This is a genomic window from Kitasatospora sp. NPDC048298 (assembly GCF_043201465.1).
In the GTDB taxonomy this organism is placed as follows: Bacteria; Actinomycetota; Actinomycetes; order Streptomycetales; family Streptomycetaceae; genus Kitasatospora.
The window spans coordinates 177874-203858 of sequence record NZ_JBICYZ010000002.1 but is presented as its reverse complement, the minus strand read 5'-3'; the positions used below and the strand labels follow the sequence as shown (position 1 = coordinate 203858).

Below are 25985 nucleotides of genomic sequence, written 5' to 3'. Positions count from 1 at the left end.
GTGGCGGCCCGGCGCCTCCCGAAGGGGGCACCGGGCCGCCGTTCCGGACCGTCGGCGTCAGCCGAGCAGTCGCTTCAGCCGCTCGCCCGCGGCGCCCAGCACCGTACGGGCCTCGGCAAGCCTGTCCGCGCCCACCCCGCCGTCCCTGGCCGCGTCCCGCACCTGGTCGCGGAAGCGGTCGAGCAGCCGCTCCAGCTCACGGGCCGGATCCCCGGCCGGGTCGGTGTGGGCCCACGACGGCAGGTCGGCCGGGGTTCCGGGCTCGTTCTCGTCCTTGTCCAGGTCGATCCTGGTCACGTTGACCTTCTCGGCGGGCTCCGCGGCCGGCTCCTCCGGGCCGTGGCCCCAGCGGGCCGCGTCGGCCAGCCCGGCCAGGCCCTTGGTCAGCTCGGACAGGCCCTCGGCCAGCCCGGTCGGCCAGTCGCCCTTCGCGGCGTGCTCGCGCACCTGCTGCTCGACCCGGCGCTTGATCCGCAGCGCCTCCTGCTGCGCGGCGGTGCGCGAGGCCTTGGCCTGCTCGCGCAGCCGGCGGGCCTCCGCCTCGGCGGCCTTCGCCTTGGCCTTGGCGGCCTGCTCCTGCTCCCGGGCGCGCTTGGCCTGCTCCTTGGCCTGCTGCTTGAACTGGGCGAACTCCTCCTTGGCGCGCTGCCAGGACTCGTTGTCGCCCCAGGGCCCGGCCCACGGGTCGCCGTTCTCGGCGCGCTCCGGCCGGGGCGCCTGCTTGGCGGCGTTCCACAGCTCCTCGCGCAGGTCCTTGGCGCTGTCCCGGACGTCCTCGCGGATCGCCCCGGCGAGCTGCGCCACGGAGTCGTGGATCTCCAGCTCCAGCTCGTCCAACTCGCCCTGTCGGGCTTCGAGTTCGGCGCGTCCGGCGTCGGTCAGCCGGTAGACCTTGCGGCCGCCCTCGGTGCTGTGGGTGACCAGGCCCTCCTGCTCCAGCTTGGCCAGCCGCGGGTAGACCGTCCCGGCCGAGGGGGCGTACAGGCCCTGGAAGCGCTCCTCCAGCAGCCGGATCACCTCGTAGCCGTGCCGCGGGGCCTCGTCCAGCAGCTTCAGCAGGTACAGGCGGAGCCGACCGTGGCCGAACACAGGGGTCATCTCAGGCCTCCTTGGTGAGGTTCGGCGTGCCGGGGCCGGCCGGGAGTTCCTTGACCACCACCGGGCCCTCCTCCTCCGCGTCGGGGCGGCGCAGCACGGTGACCGCGCCGGAGACGGTGGTGACGTTGAGGTTGCCGCGGCCCTCGCCGAGTCGGCCGGAGATCTTCTTGGCGCCCCAGGTGCTGCTCATCTGGAGCTGCTCGAAGGTGCTGGAGACGTCGCCGCTGGTGGAGCCGGCCTCGACGGTGGCGTCGGCCGCGGAGGGGATCCGGACCACGACCGCGCCGCTGACGGTGTTGACCTTGACGTCGGTCTCGCCGGCCACGTCGAGGTCCAGGGTGACGGCGCCGGTGACGGTGTTGGCCTGGATCCGGTCGGCGGTGCCGGCGATCACGGTGAGCTGCCCGGAGACGGTGTTGACCTTGAGCCGGCCGCCGACGGCCTGGGCGTCGACGTCGCCGGTGACGGTGCTCGCGTCGATCCGGCCGGTCACCCCGGCGAGGGTGGTGTCGCCGTTGGCGCTCTGCACCGAGACGTGCCCGTCGATGCCGCTGACGGTGGCGTGGGCGGACACGGTGCCGACCTTGACCTCGACGTCGGCGGGGACGGTCACGGTGACGCCGGCGATCCGCTTGCGCTTGAAGGAGCCGAAGAAGTTCCGCACCGAGCCGACGGACTTGACCCAGTCGCCGAACTCGCCCCAGCTGTTGATGTCCTTGTAGGTGACGGTCAGGACGCCGTCCACCAGCGTCACGTGCAGCGGGTCGCCGACCAGCTCGGTGACCTCAAGACGGGCCGGGCCGTCGGCCGCCACCACGTTCACCGTGCCCTCGATGGTCCGCACGTGCAGCGCGCGCACCGACTCGTCGAAGGTGATCCTCTCGGTGCCCTCGACCGTCCACTGGCTCATCTCTGCCGCCTCCCGTTGGCGATCGCGATGTATCGCGTTCTCTTTTAAAGACGATATATCGCGTACTGGCAGAGTCAAGCGCTCCGGCCCCCGTCCCGACCCCGATCCGTCCCGGATCCGTCCCCGAGGCCTCCCCTACGGGGACGGCGGAGCTCCGTGCCCGAACACGCGTGAGGCCCGGGAGGCGGTTGCCTCCCGGGCCTCACGGCGGCCGTCACCGGGTCACTCGTCGTCCTCGTCGTCGAGCCGCGCCAGCCAGGTGGCCAGCCGCTCGACCGGGACCTCGAAGTCCGGGTTGAGGTCGACGAACGTGCGCAGCTGCTCGGCCAGCCACCCGAGGGTGACCTCCTCCTCGCCGCGCCGGTTCTCCAGCTCCTCGATGCCTCGGTCGGTGAAGTACACGGTTCGCTCCGGTCCGGTGGGGATTGACCTGGTCAGGATAGGGCGTGCGCCCTGGTCGGGTCAGCTCGCCCGCCAGGTGCTGACGGTGACCTTGGCGGCCCCGGAGGTCGGGTCGGCCTGCTCGATCGCCACGATGGCGATGTTGCGGGTGACCCGGTCCCGGACGCAGAGCAGCCGGCCGGGCGCGACCCGGTTGTACGAGAGGTCGGTGTCCGGCCGGGAGTCGATCGCGGCGGCGCACTGCTCGGCGGTGACGGACGGCTCGGTGATCACCGCGAAGTCCGACTTGTTGTCGCCGTAGCTGGCGAAGGCGTTGGCCTTGCTGCCGCTGCTGTTGTTGGTGACCCCGAAGCCCCACTTGAGGTCGGTGGAGCGGGGCACCACGGTGCCCGAGTCCAGGTCGATCCGGTAGGCGTCGGAGGAGTAGTCGGCGCTGGGGATCGCCAGCGACTTCTTGTCCAGCATCGGGGAGTAGCCGGTGGGCCGGGCCGGGGCCGAGACGGTGCTCTGGCCGGGCTTGGGGGTCGAGGCCGTCACCGGGTCGGTGGAGGCGGAGGCGCTGGGGGAGGAGGCCGGCTTGGTCGGATCAGGGCCCTGGGTGACGGTGACCGCCGGGGCCGGCTTGGCGCCCGACGCCTTGCCGTCGTCCAGCTTCTTCATCAGCACCACGCCGCCCGCGGTGCCGCCGACCGCCATCACCAGGGCGACGGTGAGCAGCACCTTCCAGGACACCCCGCCCTTGCGCCCGGGCTCCGGCGCCGGGGTTGGGGCGGGCGCCGGGTCGGCGGTCAGTGCCGGGCCGGGCGGCGGGGTGTCGTAGGACGGCGGCTCCGACTGGAGCCGGACGGTCGGCGGGGTGGGCAGCACCGGCGCGGTCGGCGACTCGGTGGGCGGCTGCGGGGCACCGTACGAGCCGACCGGCGGCGGCGTGAAGCCGTGCGGGGGCGTCGGCGGCTGCTGCGGCGGGTGCACCGCGGTGGCCGGGTGGGTCGGCGCGCCGGGCGGCGGCGGGGGAGTGGCCGGCATCGCGGGCGGCGGGGTCGGCGGGGTGGCGGGCGCGGCCGGCAGCGGGGTGGGCGGGGCCAGAAGGAATTGTTGCTGCGGCAGGTCCGAGCGGCGGGTGATCTCGGTGTTGACCTCGCGCGGCAGCCAGTCGTCCCCGAACCGCAGCTGGCCGCCGACCTCCGGGTGGTTGCGGGCGACCCGGATGATCTCGGCGGGCGTGGGACGGTCCTCCGGGGACTTCGCCAGGCAGCGCTGGACCAGCTCGCGCAGGTCCGCCGGAACGGCGGTGAGGTCCGCGTCCTCGTGCACCACCCGGTAGAGCACCGCGGTGTCCGGGCCGTCGCCGAACGGCGCGGTGCCGCCGGCCACGTACGCGGCCAGGGCGCCGAGCGCGAAGACGTCGGTGGCCGGGGTGACCGGGCGGCCCTGGGCCTGCTCGGGGGACATGAAGGCGGGGGAGCCGATCCGGTAGCCGGTGCCGGTCAGCGCGGTGGCGTCGGCGGCCCGGGCGATGCCGAAGTCGATCACCCGCGGGCCGTCCCCGGCGACCAGCACGTTGGCGGGCTTGAGGTCGCGGTGGACCACCTCGACGCTGTGGATCGCCTGGAGGGCCTCGGCGATGCCGCCCATCAGCAGCAGTACGGTGCGCACCGGGAGCGCGCCGTTCTCGCGCACCACCTGCTGGAGGGACGGGCCGGGGACGTACGCGGTGACCAGCCAGGGGGCGTCGCCGTCCAGTCCGCCGGAGTCGATCACCTGCGCGGTGTAGAGCCCGTGGATGCGCTGGGCGTTGCTGACCTCCTGGGCGAAGCGGCGGCGGAACTCGCCGTCCTCGGCGAACTCCGGGCGCACCACCTTGAGCGCGACCGGGCGCCCGCCCGGGGTGTACGACAGGTAGACCCGGCCCATGCCGCCGGCGCCCAGCCGGGCGAACAGCCGGTAGCCGCCGACCTCCCGCGGGTCGTCCGGGAGGAGCGGCTGGAAGACCGGTGGGAGCTTTCCGGCGTCCCGAGGCGTGTCGGCGGTCATGTGGTGGTCCCCCTGGGAGAGCGGTGAGGCGGTACGGCCGTGGCGGTCGGGCGCGCGGACGGGCGCCGGGGCCGCCGGACGGCGAGGCATAACCTACCGACCCGTCAGGAGCTCGCGCACCGCGGTTCCGCTTTGGTTGCAGAGCTGGGACCAAAAGGTCGGCACGCACGGACCCCTGACGGGCACGCGGGAACGCCCGACCGGCGCGCGGGAACGCCCGCGGCCCCGCCCTCCGGTGGGAGGACGGGGCCGCGGGCGTGGAGAGTGCGGGCTTCAGCGCGTCAGAGCGCGAAGACCTCCTCGACCAGGGCCTGCTGCTCGGCGGCGTGCCGCTTGGCCGAGCCGACCGCCGGGGACGAGGCCGCGGTGCGGGCGACGCGGCGCAGACGGGCGTCGCCGCCGCTGCGGCCGATGACGACCTGCAGGTGGTCGACCAGGTTCATCGCGATGAACGGCCAGGCACCCTGGTTGGCCGGCTCCTCCTGCGCCCAGACGAACTGGACGTCGTCGCCGTAGCGGGCCAGCTCCTCCTGGAGCTCGGCCACCGGCAGCGGGTAGAGCCGCTCGACCCGGACGATCGCGGTGTCGGTGACGCCGCGCTCGGTGCGGGCCGCCTCCAGGTCGTAGTAGAACTTGCCGGCGGTGATGACCACCTTGCGGACCTGCGCCGGGTCGACGGTGTTGTCGCCGATGACCGGGCGGAACGAGCCGGACAGGAACTCCTCGGTCGCACTCGCCGCGGCCTTCAGACGCAGCATCGACTTCGGGGTGAAGACGACCAGCGGCTTGTGGTGCGGGTTGTGCGCCTGCCAGCGCAGCAGGTGGAAGTAGTTCGACGGCAGGGTCGGCATGGCGACCGTCATGTTGTTCTGCGCGCACAGCTGGAGGAAGCGCTCCGGGCGGGCGGACGAGTGGTCCGGGCCCTGGCCCTCGTAGCCGTGCGGCAGCAGCAGGGTGACGCCGGAGTGCTGGCCCCACTTCTGCTCGGCGGAGGCGATGTACTCGTCCACCACGGTCTGCGCGCCGTTGACGAAGTCGCCGAACTGCGCCTCCCACATGACCAGCGAGTTCGGGCGGGTCAGCGAGTAGCCGTACTCGAAGCCCATGGCCGCGTACTCCGACAGCAGGCTGTCGTAGACGGTGTAGCGGGCCTGGTCCTCGGTGAGGTACTGCAGCGGGGTGTAGTCCTCGCCGGTCTTGCGGTCGATCAGGACGGCGTGCCGCTGGCCGAAGGTGCCGCGGCGGCTGTCCTGGCCGGCCAGGCGGACCGGGTGGCCCTCCATCAGCAGCGAGCCGATGGCGAGGGTCTCGCCCATCGCCCAGTCGATGGTGTTGTCCTCGACCGAGGCGGCGCGGCGCTGCAGCTGCGGCATCAGGCGCGGGTGGACGGTCAGCCAGTCCGGCAGGTTGACCTGCGAGGCGGCGATCCGCTTGACCATCTCCTGGGAGATGCCGGTCCGGATGGAGACCGGGAAGTCGGCGACCGGCTTGCCGGCGGTGGTGGCGGCCGGTGCCTGGGCCGCGTCGCGGACCTCGGCGAAGACCTTCTCCAGCTGGCCCTGGAAGTCCTGGAGCGCCTGCTCCGCCTCTTCCATGGTGATGTCGCCGCGACCGATCAGGCCCTCGGTGTACAGCTTGCGCACCGAGCGCTTCTTGTCGATCAGGTCGTACATCAGCGGCTGGGTGAACGACGGGTTGTCGGCCTCGTTGTGACCGCGGCGGCGGTAGCAGATGAGGTCGATCACGACGTCCTTGTGGAACGCCTGGCGGAACTCGAAGGCGAGCCGCGCGACGCGGACCACGGCCTCCGGGTCGTCGCCGTTCACGTGGAAGATCGGGGCCTCGATCATCCGCGCCACGTCGGTGGAGTACATCGAGGAGCGGCTGCTGGCCGGGGCGGCGGTGAAGCCGACCTGGTTGTTGACCACCATGTGCACGGTGCCGCCGGTGCGGTAGCCGCGCAGCTGCGACATGTTCAGGGTCTCCGCGACGACGCCCTGGCCGGCGAAGGCCGCGTCACCGTGGATCTGGATCGGCAGCACCGGGAAGGTGGTGCCGCCCTGGTCCAGGATGTCCTGCTTGGCGCGGGCGATGCCCTCGACGACCGGGTCCACGGCCTCCAGGTGGGAGGGGTTCGCGGCGAGCGAGACCTTGATGGTCTCGCCGTCCAGGCCGGTGAAGGTGCCCTCGGAGCCGAGGTGGTACTTGACGTCGCCGGAGCCGTGCATCGACTTCGGGTCGAGGTTGCCCTCGAACTCGCCGAAGATCTTGCCGTACGGCTTGCCGACGATGTTGGCCAGCACGTTCAGGCGGCCGCGGTGGGCCATGCCGATGACGGCCTCGTCGAGGCGGTGCTCGGCGGCGGCGTCGATGGTGGCGTCCAGCAGCGGGATGAGCGACTCGCCGCCCTCCAGCGAGAAGCGCTTCTGCCCGACGTACTTGGTCTGCAGGAAGGTCTCGAAGGCCTCGGCCGAGTTCAGGCGGCGGAGGATCCGCAGCTGCTCCTCGCGCTCCGGCTTGGTGTACGGCTTCTCCAGGCGCTCCTGCAGCCACTGGCGCTGCTTCGGGTCCTGGATGTGCATGTACTCGACGCCGACGGTGCGGCAGTACGTGTTGCGCAGCAGGCCGAGGATGTCGCGGAGCTTCATCATCTTCTGGCCGCCGAAGCCGCCGACCGCGAACTCGCGCTCCAGGTCCCACAGGGTGAGGCCGTGGGTGGTGACGTCGAGGTCGGGGTGCTTGCGCTGCTTGTACTCCAGCGGGTCGGTGTCGGCCATCAGGTGGCCGCGGACCCGGTAGGAGTGGATCAGCTCCATGACGCGGGCGGTCTTGTTGACCTCGTCGTCGTGGGTGGTGGCGACGTCGGTGGCCCAGCGGACCGGCTCGTACGGGATCCGCAGCGACTCGAAGATCTCGTCGTAGAAGCCCTTCTCGCCGAGCAGCAGGCGGTGGATCTCGCGCAGGAACTCGCCGGACGCCGCGCCCTGGATGACGCGGTGGTCGTAGGTCGAGGTCAGCGTCATGATCTTGGAGACGCCCAGGCGGGCCAGGGTCTCCGGGGCGGAGCCCTGGAACTCGGCCGGGTACTCCATGGCGCCGACGCCGACGATGGTGCCCTGGTTCTGCATCAGGCGCGGCACGGAGTGCACGGTGCCGATGCCGCCGGGGTTGGTCAGCGAGACCGTGACGCCGGTGAAGTCGTCCATGGTCAGCTTGTTGGCGCGGGCCCGGCGGACGATGTCCTCGTAGGCCTGCCAGAAGCCGAAGAAGTCGAGCGTCTCGGCCTTCTTGATGGCCGCGACGACCAGCTGGCGGTCGCCGTTCGGCTTGACCAGGTCGATGGCCAGGCCGAGGTTGACGTGCTCCGGCTTGACCAGGAAGGCCTTGCCGTCCTCCACCTTGTAGCTGTGGTTCATGCCCGGGGCGGCCTTGATGGCCTGGACCAGGGCGTAACCGATCAGGTGGGTGAAGGAGACCTTGCCGCCGCGGGCGCGCTGCAGGTGGTTGTTGATGACGATGCGGTTGTCGATCAACAGCTTCGCCGGGACGGCGCGGACCGAGGTCGCGGTCGGCACCTCCAGCGAGGCGTCCATGTTGGTGGCGACGGCCTTCGCCGGGCCGCGCAGCTGGATCAGCTCGGGGCCGGTGGCGGCGGCGGGCGCGGCCGGCGCCGGGGCGGCGGCCTTGGGGGCCGGGGGCGCGGCGGGCGCGGCGGCGAGCGGAGCCGGGGCGGCGGCCGGGGCCGGGGCGGCCGGAGCAGCCGGGGCGGCGGGCGCGGCCGGAGCAGCAGCAGCGGCGGGCGCGGGGGCAGCGGCAGGGGTCGGCGCGGGGCCGGCCTGGGTCGCGGCCTGGGTCACTGGGGTCACCTCGGTACCGGGCTTGTAGTCGGCGAAAAAGTCCCACCAGGCTCGGTCGACCGAGTTCGGGTCCTGGAGGTACTGCTGGTAGATCTCGTCGACGAGCCACTCATTGGGGCCGAAGCCAGTGGAGCTTGCCGAGCTGTTGGGGGTTTCAGGGGACTGTGGCGACACGGCGGCAACCGCCCTCTTCCGCTTCCTTTTGGGATGTTTGGACAGCGGGGATTAAGGCTACGCCCCTGACCAGTGATCGCGCAGTCCCCGGGGCCCAGGCGTCGCCCAGATCACAGTGTTGACCTGCACTTTGGCTGAAAAAGTGCGTTAGGAAGCCGCATCTGGGGGGAAGCGATCGGCGCCGAACAGGGTCTATATCCGGACCAAACCGGACAAAAACTCGGTCGAATCCTTTAACGATCTTCGTATGCGTCTGTGTCGGATCTGTGACAAATGTCCCGACCGTCACCCTGGCGCTGCCCCGGAAGCCGGACCTCGATCCGGCAGCCGCGCGGGGACTCGGCCACCGCGATCCGCCCGCCGTGCAGGTCCACCGCCCAGCGGGCGATGGCCAGGCCCAGCCCGGTGCCGCCGTCCGCGCCCGGCCCGGCGGCGGTGGCGGTGCCGCTGCGGCCGAACCGCTCGAAGACCCGGGTGCGGTCGGCCGGCGGGATGCCGGGACCCTCGTCCTCGACCTCCAGCAGCAGGCCGCCCGGCTCGCCCTCCGGTCTCGCCCGCACCGTCACGGTGCCGCCGGGCGGGGAGTGCTTGCAGGCGTTGTCGACCAGGTTGGCGACCACCTGGTGCAGCCGTTCGGGGTCCGCCACGCCGGTCAGGCCGGTCGGGCTGACCTCCAGGGCCAGCCGGACGTCCCCGCGCCGGGAGAAGGCGCCGCCGGCCGTCGCGCCGTCCACGGTGACCCCGCGCAGCACGCCGTCCAGGAACTCGCGCACCTCGAAGGGGCGGGCGTCCAGGTCGACCACGCCGTCGTCGATCTTGGAGAGGTCGAGCAGGTGGGTGACCAGCCGGCCGAGCCGCTCGGTCTGCTCCAGCGCCGCCTCCAGGGTGGCCGGATTGGGCTGGACGACGCCGTCCACCACGTTCTCCAGGACGGCGCGCAGCGCGGCGATCGGCGTGCGCAGCTCGTGCGAGACGTTGGCGACCAGCTCGCGGCGGTGCCGGTCGGCGGCCTGGAGGTCGGCGGCCATGGCGTTGAAGGCGGCCGCCAGCTCGCCGATCTCGTCGCGTGAGCTCGCCTCGACCCGGCGGCTGTAGTCGCCGGAGGCCATCGCGCGGGCGGCGGCCGTCATCTCGCGCAGGGGGGCGGTGAGCCCGTGCGCGAGGAACTGCATGAAGAGCAGCGAGGCGATCATGGAGAAGACCACGATGATCCGGATCTGGGTCTCGGACCGGATCGCCACGACCACCATCCCGGTGGCCAGGAACACGGAGACGATCACGAGCAGGGCGAGTTTGCCCTTGATCGAGCGGACCGGGTCGAGCGGCCGGATGTCGGCCCAGACCCGGCGGGCGGCGCGGGCGGCCAGGTTCTGCTGCCGCGTGCCGTCGGATTCCCCGTTGCGTTGCTGTGGAAAGGTCATTGTCCCCTGTGGTCCCGCGTTGTCCCCCGCGTGGTGGCACGGCGTCGTCCGGACACGGGCCCCCCGGTGGCCCGTCGCCCGTGAGGCGAACGCTAGGAGAGCGGTGCTTCCAGCGCGTAGCCGACGCCGTGGACGGTGCGGATCCAGCTGGCGCCGATCTTCCGGCGCAGCGCCTTGACGTGGCTGTCGACGGTGCGGGTGCCGGAGGCGTCGGTCCAGTCCCAGACCTCGGCCAGCAGCTGCTCGCGGGTGAGCACGGCGCGCGGCTGGGCGGCCAGGCAGGCGAGCAGGTCGAACTCGGTCGGCGTCAGGTGGACGTCGCCCGAGGCCAGCCGGACCCGGCGCTGCACGTGGTCGATCTCCAGCTCGCCGAACCGCAGGCTGCCCAGGGCGGGCGTGCGGGCGGCCTGCTGGGCGCGCTCCACGCGGCGCAGCAGGACGTTGACGCGGGCGGCCAGTTCGCGCATCGAGAACGGCTTGGTCATGTAGTCGTCCGCGCCCACGCCGAGGCCGACCAGCAGGTCCGTCTCGTCGTCGCGGGCGGTCAGCATCAGCACCGGCACCGGGCGCTGGGCCTGGATCCGGCGGCACACCTCCAGGCCGTCGAAGCCGGGCAGCATGATGTCGAGGACGACCAGGTCCGGCTGCCAGGTGTGGAAGCCGTCGACCGCGCCGGGGCCGTCGTGGGCCACGGCGACCTTGAAGCCCTCGGCGCCCAGCCGGGCGGCGATCGACTCGGCGATCGTGGGCTCGTCCTCCACCACCAGTACTCTGCGCTGGCTGCTCACAGTGCCACCGGTGTGCTGGTTGTCCTGCTGGATTTCTGTCACGGTCACGCCACCGCCCCCAGGGCTGCGGGCCGGCCACCTGTGGGGATGGCGGGGCTCCGCTCGTAGTCTTGTTCCGTCGTGGACTGTGCCGGGTCCGCCGTCCCGCCGCGCGATCGGGAGACGGGGACGGATGGTCGGCCGCCCACTTCTCCCGCGCACTTCGCAGCGTACGGACAGCGGATGCTTCCCGGCAGGTGGACCGGACGTTTCCGGCCCGTGGGCCGGCTCTCGGGCCGCCCTCGGACCCACTGCACGAGTGGGCACGGGCCGATACCTTACCCGGCGAATTTTCTCTGCGTAACGGTACGTATGCAGTCCAGTTGACGCCAAGGCGCCGGTCAGAGGCCCTGTTGCCGCGTTGTGGGGGAGAAGGTCTGGACCAATGTCGGGAATCCGGCGGTCCGCCGCGGCGACCGTCTTCACGGGCTTTTCCCAGGTGCCTCTCAGAACCTCGACGTACCGTGGCCGCGACAAGACCCGACCGGGCGGAATCCGCGGCGCGCGCCGGTACGTTGGGCACCTGACGAGGAGTCGGTGGCTGCGGCGTGGAGCGGAGGCGGCATGGCGGGACTCGGGCGGGGCGCCGAGGGGTTCGGGGCCGCGGGGGCGCCGTACGGAATGCTCCGCCTTGGGCTGCGCGCCGGCGTCGTGGAATGGCTGCTGGAACGGGTGCCGACACCCCGGAGAACGCCCTTCACCATCGGATACCTCGCCGTCGTGGGAGCCACCACGACCTTCGCGAGGCTCGCCGATCCGGAACTCGTCCAGCGTCTGCAGGAGGCGTCCAGTTCGGACGGGCACAACCTGCTCCAGCACCCTTTGCGCGCTCTTGTGCTGAGCGGATTCTGGGTGGCCGGCGAGGTGTGGATGCCGTACCTGTGGGGATTCGCCCTCACCCTCGCGCCGCTGGAGCGCAGGGTCGGTCCGGCCCGGGCGGCGGCGGTGTTCGCGGCCGGGCATGTCGCCGCGACGCTGCTCTCCCAGGGTGTGGTGATCACCGCGGTGGAGACCGGGCGGATGGCGCCCGAGGCGATGGACTACCTGGACATCGGGGTCAGCTACGGCGTGCTCGCCTGCCTGGGCGCGGTGGCCGGGCTGCTCTCCTGGCGCGGGCGGCTGCTGGCGCTGGGCGGTGCCGGGCTGATGATCGCCGAGCAGATCGCCTCCGACCGGGACGTGATCACCGGGGTGGGGCACCCGGCCGCGGTGCTGACCGGGGTCGCGCTGTGGCGCTGGCTGCGCCGGGTCGAGCGGCGCCCGTCCAGGCCGAGTCCGGTCGCCGCGACGGCCCCCGGCGGTGCGCCGGCGCGGGTGCGGGCGGTGCGTTGACGCCGTCGCCCGGTCGGGGTTCACCCAGGCTCGGGCGCTCGTCTGTCAGGACTTCCCCAGGAGTCCTTGGCCTCCTCTTGGCCTCCTTTTGACGCGGTCGCGGGAAGGGCTTTTCGTACCGCATCCCGTTCGCTCACAGCGAACAGAGCGTCGGGAACATCCGGCGGCCGCCAGGCCTTAGTCAGGTCGACTCAAGTTCGCTGACTGGGGAGAGATCATGGCATCGACGTCCACACCGCTCACCCTGCCCGTGCTGCCGCTCGACGACGAGGTCGTCCTGCCGGGCATGGTGGTCCCGCTGGACCTGAAGGACACCGAGGTGCGCGCCGCGGTCGAGGCCGCCCGGGCCGCCGCCACCGGCAACGGCAAGCCGCAGGTCCTGCTGGTCCCGCGGGTGGACGGCTCGTACGCGGCGGTCGGCACGCTGGCCACCGTGGAGCAGGTCGGCCGGCTGGCCGACGGCCCCAACACGCTGTTGCAGTCGGCCGCGCTGGTGCGCGCCGTGCGCCGGCTCCGGATCGGGGTCGGCACCACCGGCCCCGGCGCCGCCCTCTGGGTGGAGACCACGCCGTTCCGGGAGTCCTCGGTGGGCACCCCGGTGGCCGGCCGGGCCGCCGAGCTGGTCAGGGAGTACAAGGCGCTGTCCACCCAGTGGCTGCGCAAGCGCGGCGCCTGGCAGATCGTCGACCGGGTCGACCGGATCGACGTCGTCGGCGAGCTCGCCGACAACATCGGCTACGCGCCCTTCGCCACCGCCGAGCAGAAGCTCAAGGTGCTGCTGGAGGCCGACCAGGTCGCCCGTCTGGAGTACGCGCTCACCCTGCTGCGCGACCACCTCGCCGAGGAGGAGGTCAACGACACCATCCGCAAGGACGTCGAGGAGGGCGTGGCCAAGCAGCAGAAGGAGTTCCTGCTCCGCCGCCAGCTGGAGGCCGTCCGCAAGGAACTGGCCGAGCTGAACGGCGAGGCCGCCGACGAGGAGGGCGACTACCGCGCCCGGGTCGAGGCCGCCGACCTCCCCGAGAAGGTCCGCGAGGCCGCGCTCAAGGAGGTCGACAAGCTGGAGCGCGCCTCCGACCAGTCTCCCGAGGGCTCCTGGATCCGCACCTGGCTGGACACCGTCCTGGAGCTGCCCTGGAACGAGCGCACCGAGGACGCGTACGACATCGCCGGCGCCCGCGCGGTGCTGGACGCCGACCACGCCGGCCTGGCCGACGTGAAGGACCGGATCGTCGAGTACCTGGCCGTCCGCAAGCGCCGGGCCGACCAGGGGCTCGGGCCGGTCGGCGGCATCAAGGAGGTGCAGGGCGAAGCCCATCCCGAGAAGGGTGGCGGTGGGCGGCGGGCGGGCGGCGCGGTGCTGGCCCTGGTCGGCCCGCCCGGCGTCGGCAAGACCTCGCTCGGCGAGTCGGTGGCCCGCGCCATGGGCCGCTCCTTCGTCCGGGTCGCGCTCGGCGGCGTCCGGGACGAGGCGGAGATCCGCGGCCACCGGCGCACCTACGTCGGCGCGCAGGCCGGCCGGCTGGTGCGGGCGATCAAGGAGGCCGGCTCGATGAACCCGGTCGTCCTGCTGGACGAGATCGACAAGGTCGGCTCCGACCACCGGGGAGACCCGGCGGCCGCCCTGCTGGAGGTGCTGGACCCGGCACAGAACCACACCTTCAGGGACCACTACCTGGAGGTCGAGCTCGACCTCTCCGACGTCGTCTTCCTCGCCACCGCCAACGTGCTGGAGGCCATCCCCGAGCCGCTGCTCGACCGGATGGAGCTGGTCCGGCTGGACGGCTACACCGAGGACGAGAAGATCGTCATCGCCCGGGACCACCTGCTCCCGCGCCAGCTGGAGCGGGCCGGTCTGAACGGCGAGCAGGTCACCGTGGACGAGTCGGCGCTGCGCGGGCTCGCCGGGGAGTACACCAGGGAGGCGGGCGTCCGGAACCTGGAGCGCTCGATCGCCCGGGTGCTGCGCAAGATCGCCGCGCAGGCCGAGCTGGGCGAGCGCGAGCTGCCCGTCTCCGTCGGCGCGCAGGACCTGCGCGCCCTGATCGGCCGGCCGCACCACGTGCCGGAGTCCGCCCAGGCGCCGGCCGAGCGCCGCACCGCCGTCCCCGGCGTGGCCACCGGCCTCGCGGTGACGGGCGCCGGCGGCGACGTCCTCTACATCGAGGCCTCGCTGGCCGACGCCGAGACCGGCGGCACCGGGCTGACCCTCACCGGGCAGCTGGGCGACGTGATGAAGGAGTCCGCGCACATCGCGCTCTCCTACCTGCGCTCGCGCGGCGCCGAGCTGGAGCTGCCGGTCACCTCGCTGCGCGACCGCGGCGTGCACCTGCACATCCCGGCCGGGGCCGTCCCCAAGGACGGGCCGAGCGCCGGCATCACCATGACCACGGCGCTGGCCTCGCTGCTCTCCGGCCGCAAGGTGCGCACCGACGTGGCGATGACCGGCGAGGTGTCGCTGACTGGGCGGGTGCTGCCGATCGGCGGGCTGAAGCAGAAGCTGCTGGCCGCCGACCGGGCCGGGATCACCACGGTGATCATCCCCAGGCGCAACGAGGCCGACCTGGACGACGTCCCGGCCGAGGTGCTGGAGCGGCTCGCCGTCCACCCGGTGGCGGACGTGCGGGAGGTGCTGGAGCTGGCGCTGGAGCCGGCCGGGGCCGCGGTGCTGGTGGCCGCCTGACCGGGAGCCCGGGCCGCCGCGGTGGCGGCCCGGGCACCCGGCGCCGGCCCGGGCGGACGGCGGCGATCTGACGGGCCGACGGCATCCCCGCGTGCGAGACTGCGGAGATGCCGTCACCCACGCAGCGCGCCCTGGCCCGGGTGCCCGACCGGCTGCGCCCCTTCGTGGTGCGGCACCGCCGGCTGGTGAAGTTCCTGCTGGTCGGGAGCGGCTGCTTCGTGCTCACCACGCTGGTCAACTTCGAGCTCAAGCTCACCGTGCTGCAGCACAAGCCGGTGGTCGCGCTGACCGTCGCGACCGTGATCGGCACCGTCGTCTCGTACGTGCTGAACCGCCGCTGGGCCTTCCGGGCCGCCGGCAGCCGGCGCGAGGCGCTGATGTTCGTCCTGGTCAGCGCGGTGGCGATCGTCGTCAACGACGTACCGCTGGCGGTCTCCCGGTACCTCCTGGACCTGCGCGAGCCGTACGTCGACCCCGTCGGGCAGGAGGTCGCGGACTTCCTCAGCGGCATCGTCGTCGGCACCTTCGCGGCGATGGTGTTCCGCTACTGGGCGATGCGGCGGTGGGTCTTCGCCCCGTCCGCCCGGCCGACCCCCGGTCGGCCCGTCCCGGCACCGACGACGGCGCCCCGGGAACCCGGTTACGCTGCACCCGAGATGCCACGGGACGTGCCGTAGAGGGGCGAGGTGAGCCTTGTGCAGGAGCCGGACCCCGTTCGGACCGGGCCCGCCAGCCAGCAGGGGATGCGCCGGGCCAACCTGGCCCTGGTGCTCGGCACGATCGCGAGCGGACCGCGCTCGCGCGCCGAGGTGGCCGCCGGGACGGGGCTGACCAGGGCCGCCGTCTCCTCCCTCGCCGAACAGCTGATCGCCGCCGGCCTGGTGGTCGAGGAGGGCCCCGCCGCGCCCAGCGGCAAGGTCGGCCGCCCCGGCACCGCGCTCGGCCTCAACCCGGCCGGGCCCGGCGGCCTCGGGGCCGAGATCGGGGTGCGGCACCTGGGCGCCTGCGTGGTCGACCTGCGCGGGGAGGTCCGCGCCTGGCGGCGCCGGGAGGTCTCCAACCACGGCCGCGAGCCCGCCGCCGTGATGGCCGAGCTCGCCCACCTGCTGCACGAGGCCGTCGCCGCGTCGGGGCTGCGCCCGGCCGGACTCACCCTGGCCGTGCCCGGGCTGGTCGGCGGCTCCGGCGGGGTGCTCCGGCGGGCCGCCAACCTCGGCTGGCGGGACATCCCGCTGGCCGCCGCGCTGCGCCCGGCGCTGCGGGCGGCCGGGCCGGGCCCGGTCGGCGACGGCCTGGCCGAGCTGCCGATCGAGGCGGACAACGAGGCCAACCTCGGCGGACTGGCCGAGCGCTGGCTGGGCGAGGGCCCGGAGAACTTCCTGTACGTCTCCGCCGAGGCCGGGGTCGGTGCGGCGATCGTGGTCGGCGGCCGGCTGCTGCGCGGGGCCGGCGGCTACGCCGGCGAGTTCGGCCACGTGCCGGTCCACCCGGACGGACCCGCCTGCGCCTGCGGGGCGCGCGGTTGCCTGGAGCAGTACGCGGGCGAGGCGGCGGTGCTGCGGGCGGCCGGCCTGACCGGAGCCCGGGGCGACTGGGTGACGCTGCTCGCCGACCGCGCCGGGGCCGGGGACACGGCCGCCCTCGCGGCGCTGGCCGGGGCCGGTGCGGCGCTCGGCACCGCGGCCGCCGGCGCGGTCAACCTGCTGGACCCGACCGAGGTGGTGCTGGGCGGCGGCTACGCCCGGCTGGCGCCCTGGCTGCTGCCCGCGATGCGGGCCGAACTGACCGCCCGAGTGGCGGTGCGGCCCTGGTCCGGGGACCGGCTGACGGTCTCCCGGCTGGGCCGGCGGGGCCCGCTGCTGGGCGCGGCGGCGCGGGTCGTCCGGGCCGTCCTGGCCGACCCGGGAACGCTCGGGGCGGGCACGGGGGCCTGAACCGCAAGGGCCCGGAACGCGGGGGCCTCGGAAGACGGGGGTCGGAAAGCGTGCGAGCCCCCGGCCGTGGCGGCCGGGGGCCCGGTGACGATCAGCGGCGGGCGACTCAGGCCTTGGCCGCGGCCTCGGTCCCGCTCTCGGTCTCCTCGGAGACCAGCTCGCGGCCGCCGGAGCGCGGGCCGCGCAGCACGGCCAGCAGGGCGACGCCGATGCCGATCAGCGCCCAGACCACCATGACCAGGATCGGCATCCCCAGGTTGGTGGAGTCGAAGTAGGCGATCGACTTGGTGGCGGTGGTGCCGGCGCCGTTCGGGAGCCAGGAGCCGATCGCCCGCCAGAACGGCGGCGTCATCGGAGCCGGGTAGACCCCGCCCGCGCTGGGGTTGCCGAGCACCACGAAGATCAGCACCGCGACGCCGATGCCGAGGATGTCGAACAGGCACTGCAGGGCCATGGTGAACGCGCCGACCGTGAACACCACCAGGGCGCCGATGGCGCTGAGGGCGAGCACCGAGCCCGGCAGGGCGTCCAGCACCGGCCCGGCGATCATCGTGCCGAGGGCGCCGGCCCCGATCGAGTACACCGCGAGGACGCCGAGGCGGATCAGCAGGCGGTGGACGTTGGCCGGCTTGGAGCCCGCGCTGATGCCGAGGATCGAGGCGACCAGGTAGCCGCCGACGCACCAGCCGATCACCAGGTAGAAGGCGGAGAGGCCGTTGTTGTCGCCCTTGGCGAGCGGCACCACGTCCTGGACCTTGACCGTACGGCCCTGGCTCTGGTCGATCGCGGTGGTGATGCTCTCGGCGGCCTTGGCGGCGGCGGTGCCGCGGGCGTTGGCCACCAGCAGGGTGTCCTGGGTGGAGGTCGGGTTCACGACCAGCGCGGCGTAGAGCTTCTGGTCCTTGATCTGCTGGATCGCCGTCTCGGCGTCCGGCGCGGTGACGGCCCGGACGGCGTCGTTCGGCACCGACTCCAGGGCGCCGACCAGCTTCGGGGTGACCTGCGGCGGGGCGACCACCGCGATGGAGAGGTTCTGCGGGGCCGGCTTGTGCAGCGCCCCGATGTAGGAGGTGATGAAGCCGAGCTGGAGCAGCAGCACGCCGATCACGAGCAGTGCCGCGCGCGGGGTGACCGCACTCTTCAGTTCGGCGACGAAACCCTGCCCCGGGGCTGCCATCCACATCTCCTTGCGTAACGGGGAAAAACGGTCCTTCCAGAACCGATACTTCATACCATGAAGTAGTTGGCTTGTCGCACCGGCCGCGCCGGACCGTGGCCGGTGCCACTGCGCGATACTGGCGCGGTGAGCGACGAGGAAGCCCTGGTGGCGGTGGAGCGCGAGGTCGCGCTGATGTTCCGGCGGGGCCGGGCCAGAGTGGCGGAACTCTCACGGCGGGTGCACCCCGGACTGGAGGGGATGGCGTACAGCCTGCTCGGCTACATCGAGCAGGCCGGGCCGGTACGGGTGACCGACGTCGGCGTGCACTTCTCGATCGGCAAGGCGACGGTGAGCCGGCAGATCCGGACGCTGGAGGAGCTGGGCCTGGTGGCCCGGGAGACGGACCCGCTGGACCGCCGGTCCGCGCTGGTCTCGCTCACCGGGGACGGGCGGCGGCGCTACCTGGTCGCGCACGACGCCCGGATGCGGCGGGTGCGCGAGGTGATGGGCGGCTGGTCGTCGGAGGACGTGAGCCGCTTCGCGGAGCTGCTGCACCGCTTCAACGACGTGCTGGAGGAGCCGGCGGCCGAGTGACCGGGCGGTCGTCGGCGGCGTGAGCGGGCCCGCACCTGCGGGCTTTACTTTCCCTTGAAGAAAGTTGCCTAACTCAACCATCTCGTCTTATGGTTGCTTACGGCAACGAAATTTCATGATCCGCGTATCCCGCGCGCCTCGCCGAAGGACCCAGATGACCGTGACCACCGAGGCCGCGAGCGGAACCGCCGCCGCGGCCGACAGTCAACAGATGACGCACCGGCAGGTGATGGAGGCCCTCTCCGGCCTGCTGCTCGGCCTCTTCGTGGCCGTGCTCTCCTCGACCGTCGTCTCCAACGCCCTGCCGCACATCCTGGCCGACCTGCACGGCGGCCAGTCCGCCTACACCTGGGTGATCACCGCGGCCCTGCTCAGCCTCACCGCCTCCACCCCGATCTGGGGCAAGCTCTCCGACCTCGTCAGCAAGAAGCTGCTGCTCCAGATCGCGCTGCTGATCTACGTCGGCACCTCGGCGCTGGCCGGCCTCTCGCAGAACACCGGCGAGCTGATCGCCTGCCGCGCGCTCCAGGGCATCGGCGCCGGCGGTGTCGTGGCGCTCGGCCAGATCTGCCTGGCCGCGATGGTCCCCGCGCGCGAGCGCGGCCGCTACAGCGGCTACTTCGGCGCGGTCTTCGCGCTCGCCACCATCGGCGGGCCGCTGATCGGCGGCGTCATCGTGGACACCCCCTGGCTGGGCTGGCGCTGGTGCTTCTACGTCGGCATCCCGTTCGCGCTGGTCGCGATCCTGGTGGTGCAGCGCACCCTCAAGCTGCCGGTGGTCAAGCGCCAGGCGAAGATCGACTACCTGGGCGCGCTGGTCATCACCGCCTCGGTCAGCCTGCTGATGATCTGGATCACCCTGGCCGGCAAGAACTACGCCTGGCTGTCCTGGCAGACCGCGGCCATGGTCGGCGGCGGCGTCCTGCTGGGCGCCCTGGCCATCGTGATCGAGCGCCGCGCCGCCGAGCCGATCATCCCGCCGAGCCTCTTCAGGTACCGCACCGTCACCCTGGCCGCGGTCGCCAGCGTGCTGGTCGGCGTCGGGATGTACGGCGCGACCACCTTCCTCAGCCAGTACTTCCAGCTGGCCCGCGCCAAGTCCCCGACCATGGCCGGCCTGATGACCCTGCCGATGATCCTCGGCCTGGCGGTCTCCTCGGCGGTGGCCGGCCGGCTGATCACCAAGTACGGCAAGTGGAAGGCCTACCTGGTCTCCGGCACCGCGCTGCTCGCCATCGGCTTCGGCCTGCTCGGCACCGCCCGGGCCGACACCGACTACGTGCTGCTCTCCGTCTACATGGCGATCACCGGCGTCGGCCTCGGCCTGACCAGCCAGAACCTGGTGCTCGCGGTGCAGAACACGGTGCCCCGGCACGAGCTCGGCGCGGCCAGCTCCGTGGTCACCTTCTTCCGCACCATGGGCGGCGCGATGGGCGTCTCCGCGCTCGGCGCGCTGATGACCAACAAGGTCGGCCACTACCTGGCCGAGAACCTGGCCGCCGCGCACGTCCCGGCGTCGCCCGCGGCCTCCGGCGGCGGCATCCCGGACCTGGCCAAGCTGCCGGCCCCGATCGTGCCGCTGGTGACGGACGCCTTCGGCCACGGCGTCGGCACCGTCTTCCTGTGGGCCGCCCCGTTCGCGGCGCTGGCCTTCGTCACCGTGCTGTTCATCCGGGAGACCGCACTGAAGACCACCACCCAGGAGGGCTGACCGGCCGGCGGGACCGACCGGCCGTCGGGATACGCGAACGGGCCGGGGAGTGTGGAGACACTCCCCGGCCCGTTCTGCTGCGTCCGGCCGTCCGGCTGTGCGGCCCGAACGTCCGTGCGGTCAGTGACCGGCGATCAGCGACAGCCCGTAGAGGACGACCCCGCCGCAGAGCGCGAAGCAGGCGTACGCGCCGGCCAGGGCGAGCTTGCCGCCGCCCGCGGCCCCCGCGGTGCCCCCGCTCTCACGGGCGGCGCCCACCGCGGCCTCGCGGCGGGACAGCGCCAGGATGCCGAGCGCGAAGACGGTGACCACGGCGACGGTGATGCCGAAGCTGAGCCCGGCGGTCTGGGCCAGGGCGTTCCACTTGATGTGCATGGTGAGTGCTCCTCAGCTTGGGGCGCTCAGGCCGCGACGGTGGTCGAGGCGGGGGTGGGGGCGTTCGCGGTACCGGCCGGTGCGACCTCGACCGGGGTGACGTCGACGTCGTTGACGTTGTCCGCGCCGACCGGCTGGCGGCGGGAGATCAGCCACATCGCGCCGGCGCCGGCCACCAGCACGGCGCCGACCAGGGCGACGCCCCAGCTGCCCTGCTCGGCCAGCAGGGCCGCGCCGCCGGAGACCAGGGCGGCGGCCGGCAGGGTCAGGCCCCAGGTGTAGACCATGCGGCGGACCAGGCTCCAGCGCAGCTCGCCCTTCGGGCCGCCGAGGCCGGCGCCCATGATGCCGCCGGAGCAGACCTGGGTGGTGGAGAGGCCGAAGCCCATGTGCGAGGAGGTCAGGATGACGGTCGCGGCGGCCGACTCGGAGGCGAAGCCCTGCGGCGGGCGGATGTCCGCCAGGCCCTTGCCCATCGAGCGGATGATGCGCCAGCCGCCCATGTAGGTGCCGAGCGCGATCGCGGCGCCCGCGGAGACGATCACCCAGGTGGGCGGCAGCGCGCCGTGCGGCAGGGCGCCGACCGAGACCAGGGTCAGGGTGATGATGCCCATCGTCTTCTGGGCGTCGTTGGTGCCGTGCGCGAGCGAGATCAGCGAGGAGGAGAAGACCTGGCCGGTCTTGAAGCCCTTCTCGGTGGCCGCGGTGTTGCCCTTGCGGGTGATCAGGTACGCCATCTTGGTGGCGCCCCAGGACGCCAGGCCGGCGACGAACGGCGAGGCGACGGCCGGGATGAGGATCTTGGTGATCACGGTGTCGAAGTTGACGCCGTTCATGCCGACCCCGACGATCGTGGCGCCGATCAGGCCGCCGTACAGGGCGTGCGAGGAGCTGGACGGCAGGCCGCGCAGCCAGGTCAGCAGGTTCCAGAGGATCGCGCCGGCCAGTGCGGCGAAGATGATCTCGGGGTGGACTCCGGCCTTCTCGTTGACGATGCCGCCGGAGATGGTGGTGGCGACCTTCACGGACAGGAACGCGCCCGCGAAGTTGAGCAGGGCCGCGATGGTGACCGCGACCTTCGGACGAAGGGCTCCGGTCGCGATCGCGGTGGCGGCCGCGTTGGCGGTGTCGTGGAACCCGTTGGTGAAGTCGAAGGCGAGCGCAGTGATGATCACAACGGCCACCAGGAACGAGATGTGTTCCATACCCAAACAATCGTCTTAGTTGTCGCACGGACGTTGATGACGTCGCGACCGTAGGTCTGCCGGGTAAACGGAAGGTGAACTGAGCCGGGAATCGTGGTTCCGATGGTTGACTCGTGGTGACCATTGGCTTTCTTCAAGGTGACCCAGGGCGCGCTGAGCTGGACTTTAGCGAAGAACGCACCGGTTCGACCCGGTTTGCTGAGAGCTGTCTCACAGATCAATCGAGAATTAACCTCCCAGTCCGCCCGCGCCCTGTTTCCGGCGAGTAACCCGTGGGAGGATCTGCGGGATCCGGGTACCCGGGACAGGGGCAGTGCGCGGCGGGGAGGGCCAGGTCATGGGCGGGGCGGGACAGAGAGCGGAGACGGCAGGCGTACGGCCCTGGGTACGGGCGGCGCTGCGCTGCGGAGCCGTCCTCGCGGCCGCGGCGCTCGCACTGCCGGTGGGCGCCCAGGCCGCCTGGGCCGTACCCGACCCGGGCACCGGCCGGGTCGCCGCCGACGCGGACCCGCTCGCCGCCGCCAAGGCCACCCTCGGCCCGCTGCTCGACCAGCTGCACGCGCTCTACCAGGGCGCCGAGGCCGCCACCGAGCAGTACAACGGCGCCGTCGCCAAGGTGGCGGAGCAGCAGACCTCGCTCACCGACCTCCAGGGCCGGCTGGACCGCCAGCAGAAGCAGGTCGACGCCGGCACCGACATCGCCTCCCAGCTCGCCGCCGCGCAGTACCGCAACGGGTCCGCCTCGGCCTACGCCGAGCTGCTGCTCTCCAAGGACCCGTACGAGGCGGTCGTCATCGCCGAGCTGCTGGCCTCGGCCAGCCGCTCCCAGTCGGAGTTCCTGGACAAGCTGAAGAGCGACCGGGACGAGCTGGACGGGCTGAGGAAGCAGAACGAGGAGGCGCTGAAGACCTCCCAGACGCTGGTCGCCCAGCAGGACGCGGCCAAGGCCAAGGCCGCCGCCGACCTCGCCTCGGTCGAGCAGCTGGTCTCCTCGCTGACCGGCGCCCAGCGGGCCGAGCTGGAGCAGCTGGAGAAGGCCAAGGCGGACGAGGCGCAGCTCGCGTTCCTCGCCTCCGGGGCGCTCGGCAAGGGGGAGCGCACGCCCTCGCTGCAGGGGCGCGGGGCCGTGGCCTTCGCGCTGGCGCAGCTGGGCAAGCCGTACCTGTGGGGCGGCACCGGCCCGGGCGCCTACGACTGCTCCGGCCTCACCTCGCAGGCCTGGCTGCACGCCGGCAAGCCGATCCCGCGCACCAGCCAGGAGCAGTGGGCGCAGCTGCCGCACGTGGCGCTCAACCAGCTGCGGCCCGGCGACCTGGTGATCTACTTCCAGGACGCCTCGCACGTCGGGATGTACATCGGCGGCGGGCTGATCGTGCAGGCGCCGCGGCCCGGGGCGTTCATCAAGATCTCGCCGATCGGCTCGATGGCGATCCTCGGGGCCGTCCGGCCCGACCCGTCCGGCACGGCGGACGACGCCGGCGGCGCGTGGAAGGTGCCGGACCTCCCGGCGGGCTGGGACTCCGTCACGCCGATCGCGCCGAGCCCGGCCAACCAGGTTCCGGCCCCGCCGGCCCCGGGCGGAGCGGTGACGCCGCCGGTCGTGCCGGGCACGCCGACCGACCCGGCCACTCCGGGCGGGGCGGGTACGCCGACCGACCCGGCCACGCCGACCGCGCCCTCGACCGGCACGCCGACCGGGCCGGGCACACCGACACCGACCCCGACCGGGACCGGGACGCCGGGCACCCCGAGCGGGACCGGCACGCCCACCCCGACCGGGACGGGCACCCCGACGGAGGGCCCGAGCGGCACCGGCTCGGCGACCGCCTCGGCCCCGGGCAGCGCGACCGCCACGCTGCCGCTGGGCAGCCCGACGCACTGACGGCCACCCGGCCGGTACGAAGGCCGCCCCGCGTCATCGGACGCGGGGCGGCCTTCGTGTTGTTCGGAGCCGGCGGACGCCTCAGGCGCCGCTGTCGGGGGCGAAGCGGATCACGACGGCCTTGGAGGTGGGGGTGTTGCTGACGTCGGCGGTGGAGTCGAGCGGCACCAGGACGTTGGTCTCGGGGTAGTAGGCCGCCGCGCCGCCGCGGGCGACGGGGTAGTGGACGACCCGGAAGTGCGGGGCGCGGCGCTCCACGCCGTCGCTCCACTCACTGACCAGGTCGACGTACAGGCCGTCGGCGAGCCCGAGTTCGGTGGCGTCCGCGGGGTTGACCAGGACCACCCGGCGGCCGCCCTTGATGCCGCGGTAGCGGTCGTCGAGGCCGTAGATCGTGGTGTTGTACTGGTCGTGCGAGCGCAGGGTCTGGAGCAGCAGCCGGCCCGGCGGGACCTCGGGGGCGGTCAGCGGGTTGACGGAGAAGTTGGCCTTCCCGGTCGCGGTCGGGAAGGTGCGGGAGTCGCGGGGGCCGTGCGGCAGGGTGAAGCCGCCGGGGCGGCGGGCCTTCTCGTTGTAGTCCTCGAAGCCGGGGACGACGCGGGCGATCCGCTCCCGCAGGGTGTCGTAGTCCTCGGCGAAGTCCTCCCACGGCACGGTGTCCTGCGGCCCGAGCACGCCGCGGGCGAGCCGGCAGACGATCGCGGTCTCGGAGAGCAGGCCGGGTGCGGGCGGGCGCAGGCCGCCGCGCGAGGCGTGCACCTGGCCCATCGAGTCCTCGACGCTGACGAACTGGGCGCCGCGCGAGGTGACGTCCTTGTCGGTGCGGCCCAGGGTGGGCAGGATCAGGGCGCGGGCGCCGGTGACCACGTGCGAGCGGTTGAGCTTGGTGGAGACGTGGACGGTCAGCCGGCAGCGGCGCATCGCGGCCTCGGTGACCTCGGTGTCCGGGGTGGCCGCGACGAAGTTGCCGCCCATCGCGAAGAAGACCTTGACTTTGCCGTCGCGCATCGCGCGGATGGTGTCCACCGAGTCGAGGCCGTGCTCGCGCGGCGGCTCGAAGCCGAACTCCCCGCCCAGCGCGTCCAGGAAGGCGGTGGTGGGGCGCTCGAAGATGCCCATCGTCCGGTCGCCCTGGACGTTGCTGTGCCCGCGCACCGGGCAGACCCCGGCGCCGGGGCGGCCGACGTTGCCGCGCAGCAGCAGGAAGTTGACCACCTCGCGGATGGTCGGCACGGAGTGCTTGTGCTGGGTGAGGCCCATCGCCCAGCAGACGATGATCCTCTCGGACTTCAGGACCAGTCGGCCGAGCTCCTCGATCTGCTCCCAGGGCAGGCCGGTCGCGGCGAGCACCTCGGCGCGGTCGGTCGTCCGCGCCTGGGCCTCGAACTCCTCGAAGCCGTGGCAGTGTTCGGCGACGAACCCGCGGTCGACGCCGTCCCGCTCCAGGACGATCCGGTTCAGCGCGCGGAACAGCGCGAGGTCGCCGCCGAGGCGGATCTGCAGGAAGAGGTCGGTCAGCTTGGTGCCGTGGCCGACCAGGCCGCGCGCCTGCTGCGGGTTCTTGAACCGCTCCAGGCCCGCCTCCGGCAGCGGGTTGACGCTGACGATGGTGGCGCCGGCCCGCTTGGCGCGCTCCAGCGCGGAGAGCATCCGGGGGTGGTTGGTGCCCGGGTTCTGGCCCGCCACGATGATCAGGTCGGCCTGGTAGAGGTCCTTCAGGCTGACGCTGCCCTTGCCGACGCCGAGCGTCTCGGTGAGCGCCGAGCCGGAGGACTCGTGGCACATGTTGGAGCAGTCCGGCAGGTTGTTGGTGCCGAGCCGGCGGGCGAACAGCTGGTACGCGAACGCGGCCTCGTTGCTGGTCCGGCCGGAGGTGTAGAAGGCGGCGCCGTCCGGGGTGTCCAGGGCCTTGAGTTCCTCGGCCACCAGCGCGAAGGCCTCGTCCCAGGAGACCGGCCGGTAGTGGGTGGCGCCCTCGTCCAGCAGCATCGGCTGGGTGAGCCGGCCCTGCTGGCCGAGCCAGTAGCCGGAGCGCTCGGCCAGGTCGGCGACCGGGTGGGCGGCGAAGAACTCGGCGCGGATGCGGCGCTCGGTGGCCTCCTCGGCGACGGCCTTGGCGCCGTTCTCGCAGAACTCGGCGGTGTGGGTCTTGTCGGGCTCCGGCCAGGCGCAGCCGGGGCAGTCGAAGCCGTTCGGCTGGTTGACCTTGAGCAGGGTGGCCAGGGTGCGGCGGGCGCCCATCTGCTCGGCGGCCATCCGCAGGCTGTGGCCGACGGCGGGCAGCCCGGCGGCCGCGTGCTGGGGCGCGGACACCTCGGGGGCGTCCTGGGCCGGGTCGCTCTGCGGGGCCTGCTTGGCCATGGCCGCTCTCCTCGGGCTGCTGGTCC

General features: G+C 72.9%; 18 protein-coding genes. 7 read left to right on the top strand and 11 right to left on the bottom strand.

The window, feature by feature from the left end; all coding sequences use genetic code 11:
* Window positions 1-57: 57 nt before the first annotated feature.
* The 7 genes from ACGF0D_RS02070 to ACGF0D_RS02040 all read right to left on the bottom strand — a co-directional run bounded on the left by ACGF0D_RS02070 (window position 58) and on the right by ACGF0D_RS02040 (window position 10726).
* Window positions 58-1098, bottom strand: a complete 1041-nt coding sequence (locus ACGF0D_RS02070; RefSeq protein ID WP_392913632.1) for a PadR family transcriptional regulator — start codon at window positions 1096-1098, stop codon at window positions 58-60.
* A gap of 1 nt (window position 1099) precedes the next feature.
* Entirely contained in the window at window positions 1100-2008 is a 909-nt protein-coding gene (locus ACGF0D_RS02065) for a DUF4097 domain-containing protein (protein WP_392873222.1), read from the bottom strand.
* A gap of 222 nt (window positions 2009-2230) precedes the next feature.
* Window positions 2231-2410: a DUF6104 family protein gene (locus ACGF0D_RS02060; protein ID WP_049649445.1), complete on the bottom strand. Its 180-nt coding sequence runs from the start codon at window positions 2408-2410 to the stop codon at window positions 2231-2233.
* A 60-nt stretch (window positions 2411-2470) separates the two neighbouring features.
* The gene (locus ACGF0D_RS02055) at window positions 2471-4444 is read right to left on the bottom strand and encodes a serine/threonine-protein kinase (protein ID WP_392913631.1); all 1974 of its coding nucleotides are present in this window, start codon (window positions 4442-4444) and stop codon (window positions 2471-2473) included.
* Between the two features lie 281 nt (window positions 4445-4725).
* Window positions 4726-8475, bottom strand: coding sequence for a multifunctional oxoglutarate decarboxylase/oxoglutarate dehydrogenase thiamine pyrophosphate-binding subunit/dihydrolipoyllysine-residue succinyltransferase subunit (locus tag ACGF0D_RS02050; RefSeq protein ID WP_392873216.1), 3750 nt, complete (start codon window positions 8473-8475; stop codon window positions 4726-4728).
* Window positions 8476-8708: 233 nt separating this feature from the next.
* A complete protein-coding gene (locus ACGF0D_RS02045; RefSeq protein WP_392873213.1) occupies window positions 8709-9896 on the bottom strand; it encodes a sensor histidine kinase in 1188 nt (395 codons plus the stop codon).
* A 92-nt stretch (window positions 9897-9988) separates the two neighbouring features.
* Window positions 9989-10726 (bottom strand): response regulator transcription factor, encoded by a 738-nt coding sequence (locus tag ACGF0D_RS02040; protein WP_392874216.1) that lies wholly within the window; start codon window positions 10724-10726, stop codon window positions 9989-9991.
* Between the two features lie 561 nt (window positions 10727-11287).
* On the opposite strand from ACGF0D_RS02040, the gene ACGF0D_RS02035 reads away from it, so the two are divergent.
* The 4 genes from ACGF0D_RS02035 (at window position 11288) to ACGF0D_RS02020 (ending at window position 16672) form a co-directional block, all read left to right on the top strand.
* The gene (locus ACGF0D_RS02035; RefSeq protein ID WP_392913630.1) at window positions 11288-12055 is read left to right on the top strand and encodes a rhomboid-like protein; all 768 of its coding nucleotides are present in this window, start codon (window positions 11288-11290) and stop codon (window positions 12053-12055) included.
* 217 nt (window positions 12056-12272) lie between these two features.
* Complete coding sequence (gene lon, locus ACGF0D_RS02030) at window positions 12273-14738, top strand: endopeptidase La (RefSeq protein WP_392913629.1); 2466 nt, start codon at window positions 12273-12275, stop codon at window positions 14736-14738.
* A 107-nt stretch (window positions 14739-14845) separates the two neighbouring features.
* Window positions 14846-15415, top strand: coding sequence for a GtrA family protein (locus ACGF0D_RS02025; protein WP_392913628.1), 570 nt, complete (start codon window positions 14846-14848; stop codon window positions 15413-15415).
* Between the two features lie 66 nt (window positions 15416-15481).
* Complete coding sequence (locus ACGF0D_RS02020) at window positions 15482-16672, top strand: ROK family protein (RefSeq protein WP_392913717.1); 1191 nt, start codon at window positions 15482-15484, stop codon at window positions 16670-16672.
* A 106-nt stretch (window positions 16673-16778) separates the two neighbouring features.
* On the opposite strand, the gene ACGF0D_RS02015 is transcribed toward ACGF0D_RS02020, so the two are convergent.
* Entirely contained in the window at window positions 16779-17855 is a 1077-nt protein-coding gene (locus tag ACGF0D_RS02015; RefSeq protein ID WP_392873201.1) for an ABC transporter permease, read from the bottom strand.
* Window positions 17856-17975: 120 nt separating this feature from the next.
* On the opposite strand from ACGF0D_RS02015, the gene ACGF0D_RS02010 reads away from it, so the two are divergent.
* Both ACGF0D_RS02010 and ACGF0D_RS02005 read left to right on the top strand, forming a co-directional pair.
* Window positions 17976-18425, top strand: a complete 450-nt coding sequence (locus ACGF0D_RS02010) for a MarR family winged helix-turn-helix transcriptional regulator (protein WP_392913627.1) — start codon at window positions 17976-17978, stop codon at window positions 18423-18425.
* Between the two features lie 154 nt (window positions 18426-18579).
* Window positions 18580-20136, top strand: coding sequence for an MDR family MFS transporter (locus ACGF0D_RS02005; protein WP_392913626.1), 1557 nt, complete (start codon window positions 18580-18582; stop codon window positions 20134-20136).
* 120 nt (window positions 20137-20256) lie between these two features.
* Here ACGF0D_RS02005 and ACGF0D_RS02000 read toward each other — a convergent pair whose 3' ends face one another.
* Together ACGF0D_RS02000 and ACGF0D_RS01995 are read right to left on the bottom strand one after the other, a co-directional pair.
* On the bottom strand, window positions 20257-20511 hold the full coding sequence (locus tag ACGF0D_RS02000) for a hypothetical protein (protein WP_392913625.1): 255 nt from the start codon (window positions 20509-20511) through the stop codon (window positions 20257-20259).
* Window positions 20512-20537: 26 nt separating this feature from the next.
* Window positions 20538-21716: an anion permease gene (locus ACGF0D_RS01995; protein WP_392873190.1), complete on the bottom strand. Its 1179-nt coding sequence runs from the start codon at window positions 21714-21716 to the stop codon at window positions 20538-20540.
* A 337-nt stretch (window positions 21717-22053) separates the two neighbouring features.
* Between ACGF0D_RS01995 and ACGF0D_RS01990 the strand changes: the two genes are divergently transcribed.
* On the top strand, window positions 22054-23598 hold the full coding sequence (locus ACGF0D_RS01990) for an NlpC/P60 family protein (RefSeq protein WP_392873187.1): 1545 nt from the start codon (window positions 22054-22056) through the stop codon (window positions 23596-23598).
* Between the two features lie 81 nt (window positions 23599-23679).
* Here ACGF0D_RS01990 and ACGF0D_RS01985 read toward each other — a convergent pair whose 3' ends face one another.
* Entirely contained in the window at window positions 23680-25959 is a 2280-nt protein-coding gene (locus ACGF0D_RS01985; RefSeq protein WP_392913624.1) for an FdhF/YdeP family oxidoreductase, read from the bottom strand.
* Window positions 25960-25985 lie beyond the last annotated feature (26 nt).

Bases quoted from the DNA above. Each gene is read 5' to 3' on its own strand.
- ACGF0D_RS02055 (WP_392913631.1), bottom strand. From the start codon at position 4,444: ATGACCGCCGACACGCCTCGGGACGCCGGAAAGCTCCCACCGGTCTTC.
- ACGF0D_RS02000 (WP_392913625.1), bottom strand. From the start codon at position 20,511: ATGCACATCAAGTGGAACGCCCTGGCCCAGACCGCCGGGCTCAGCTTC.
- ACGF0D_RS01990 (WP_392873187.1), top strand. From the start codon at position 22,054: ATGGGCGGGGCGGGACAGAGAGCGGAGACGGCAGGCGTACGGCCCTGG.
- ACGF0D_RS02025 (WP_392913628.1), top strand. From the start codon at position 14,846: ATGCCGTCACCCACGCAGCGCGCCCTGGCCCGGGTGCCCGACCGGCTG.
- ACGF0D_RS02065 (WP_392873222.1), bottom strand. From the start codon at position 2,008: ATGAGCCAGTGGACGGTCGAGGGCACCGAGAGGATCACCTTCGACGAG.
- ACGF0D_RS02070 (WP_392913632.1), bottom strand. From the start codon at position 1,098: ATGACCCCTGTGTTCGGCCACGGTCGGCTCCGCCTGTACCTGCTGAAG.
- ACGF0D_RS02035 (WP_392913630.1), top strand. From the start codon at position 11,288: ATGGCGGGACTCGGGCGGGGCGCCGAGGGGTTCGGGGCCGCGGGGGCG.
- ACGF0D_RS01985 (WP_392913624.1), bottom strand. From the start codon at position 25,959: ATGGCCAAGCAGGCCCCGCAGAGCGACCCGGCCCAGGACGCCCCCGAG.
- ACGF0D_RS02020 (WP_392913717.1), top strand. From the start codon at position 15,482: ATGCGCCGGGCCAACCTGGCCCTGGTGCTCGGCACGATCGCGAGCGGA.
- ACGF0D_RS02005 (WP_392913626.1), top strand. From the start codon at position 18,580: ATGACCGTGACCACCGAGGCCGCGAGCGGAACCGCCGCCGCGGCCGAC.
- ACGF0D_RS01995 (WP_392873190.1), bottom strand. From the start codon at position 21,716: ATGGAACACATCTCGTTCCTGGTGGCCGTTGTGATCATCACTGCGCTC.
- lon (WP_392913629.1), top strand. From the start codon at position 12,273: ATGGCATCGACGTCCACACCGCTCACCCTGCCCGTGCTGCCGCTCGAC.
- ACGF0D_RS02045 (WP_392873213.1), bottom strand. From the start codon at position 9,896: ATGACCTTTCCACAGCAACGCAACGGGGAATCCGACGGCACGCGGCAG.
- ACGF0D_RS02015 (WP_392873201.1), bottom strand. From the start codon at position 17,855: ATGTGGATGGCAGCCCCGGGGCAGGGTTTCGTCGCCGAACTGAAGAGT.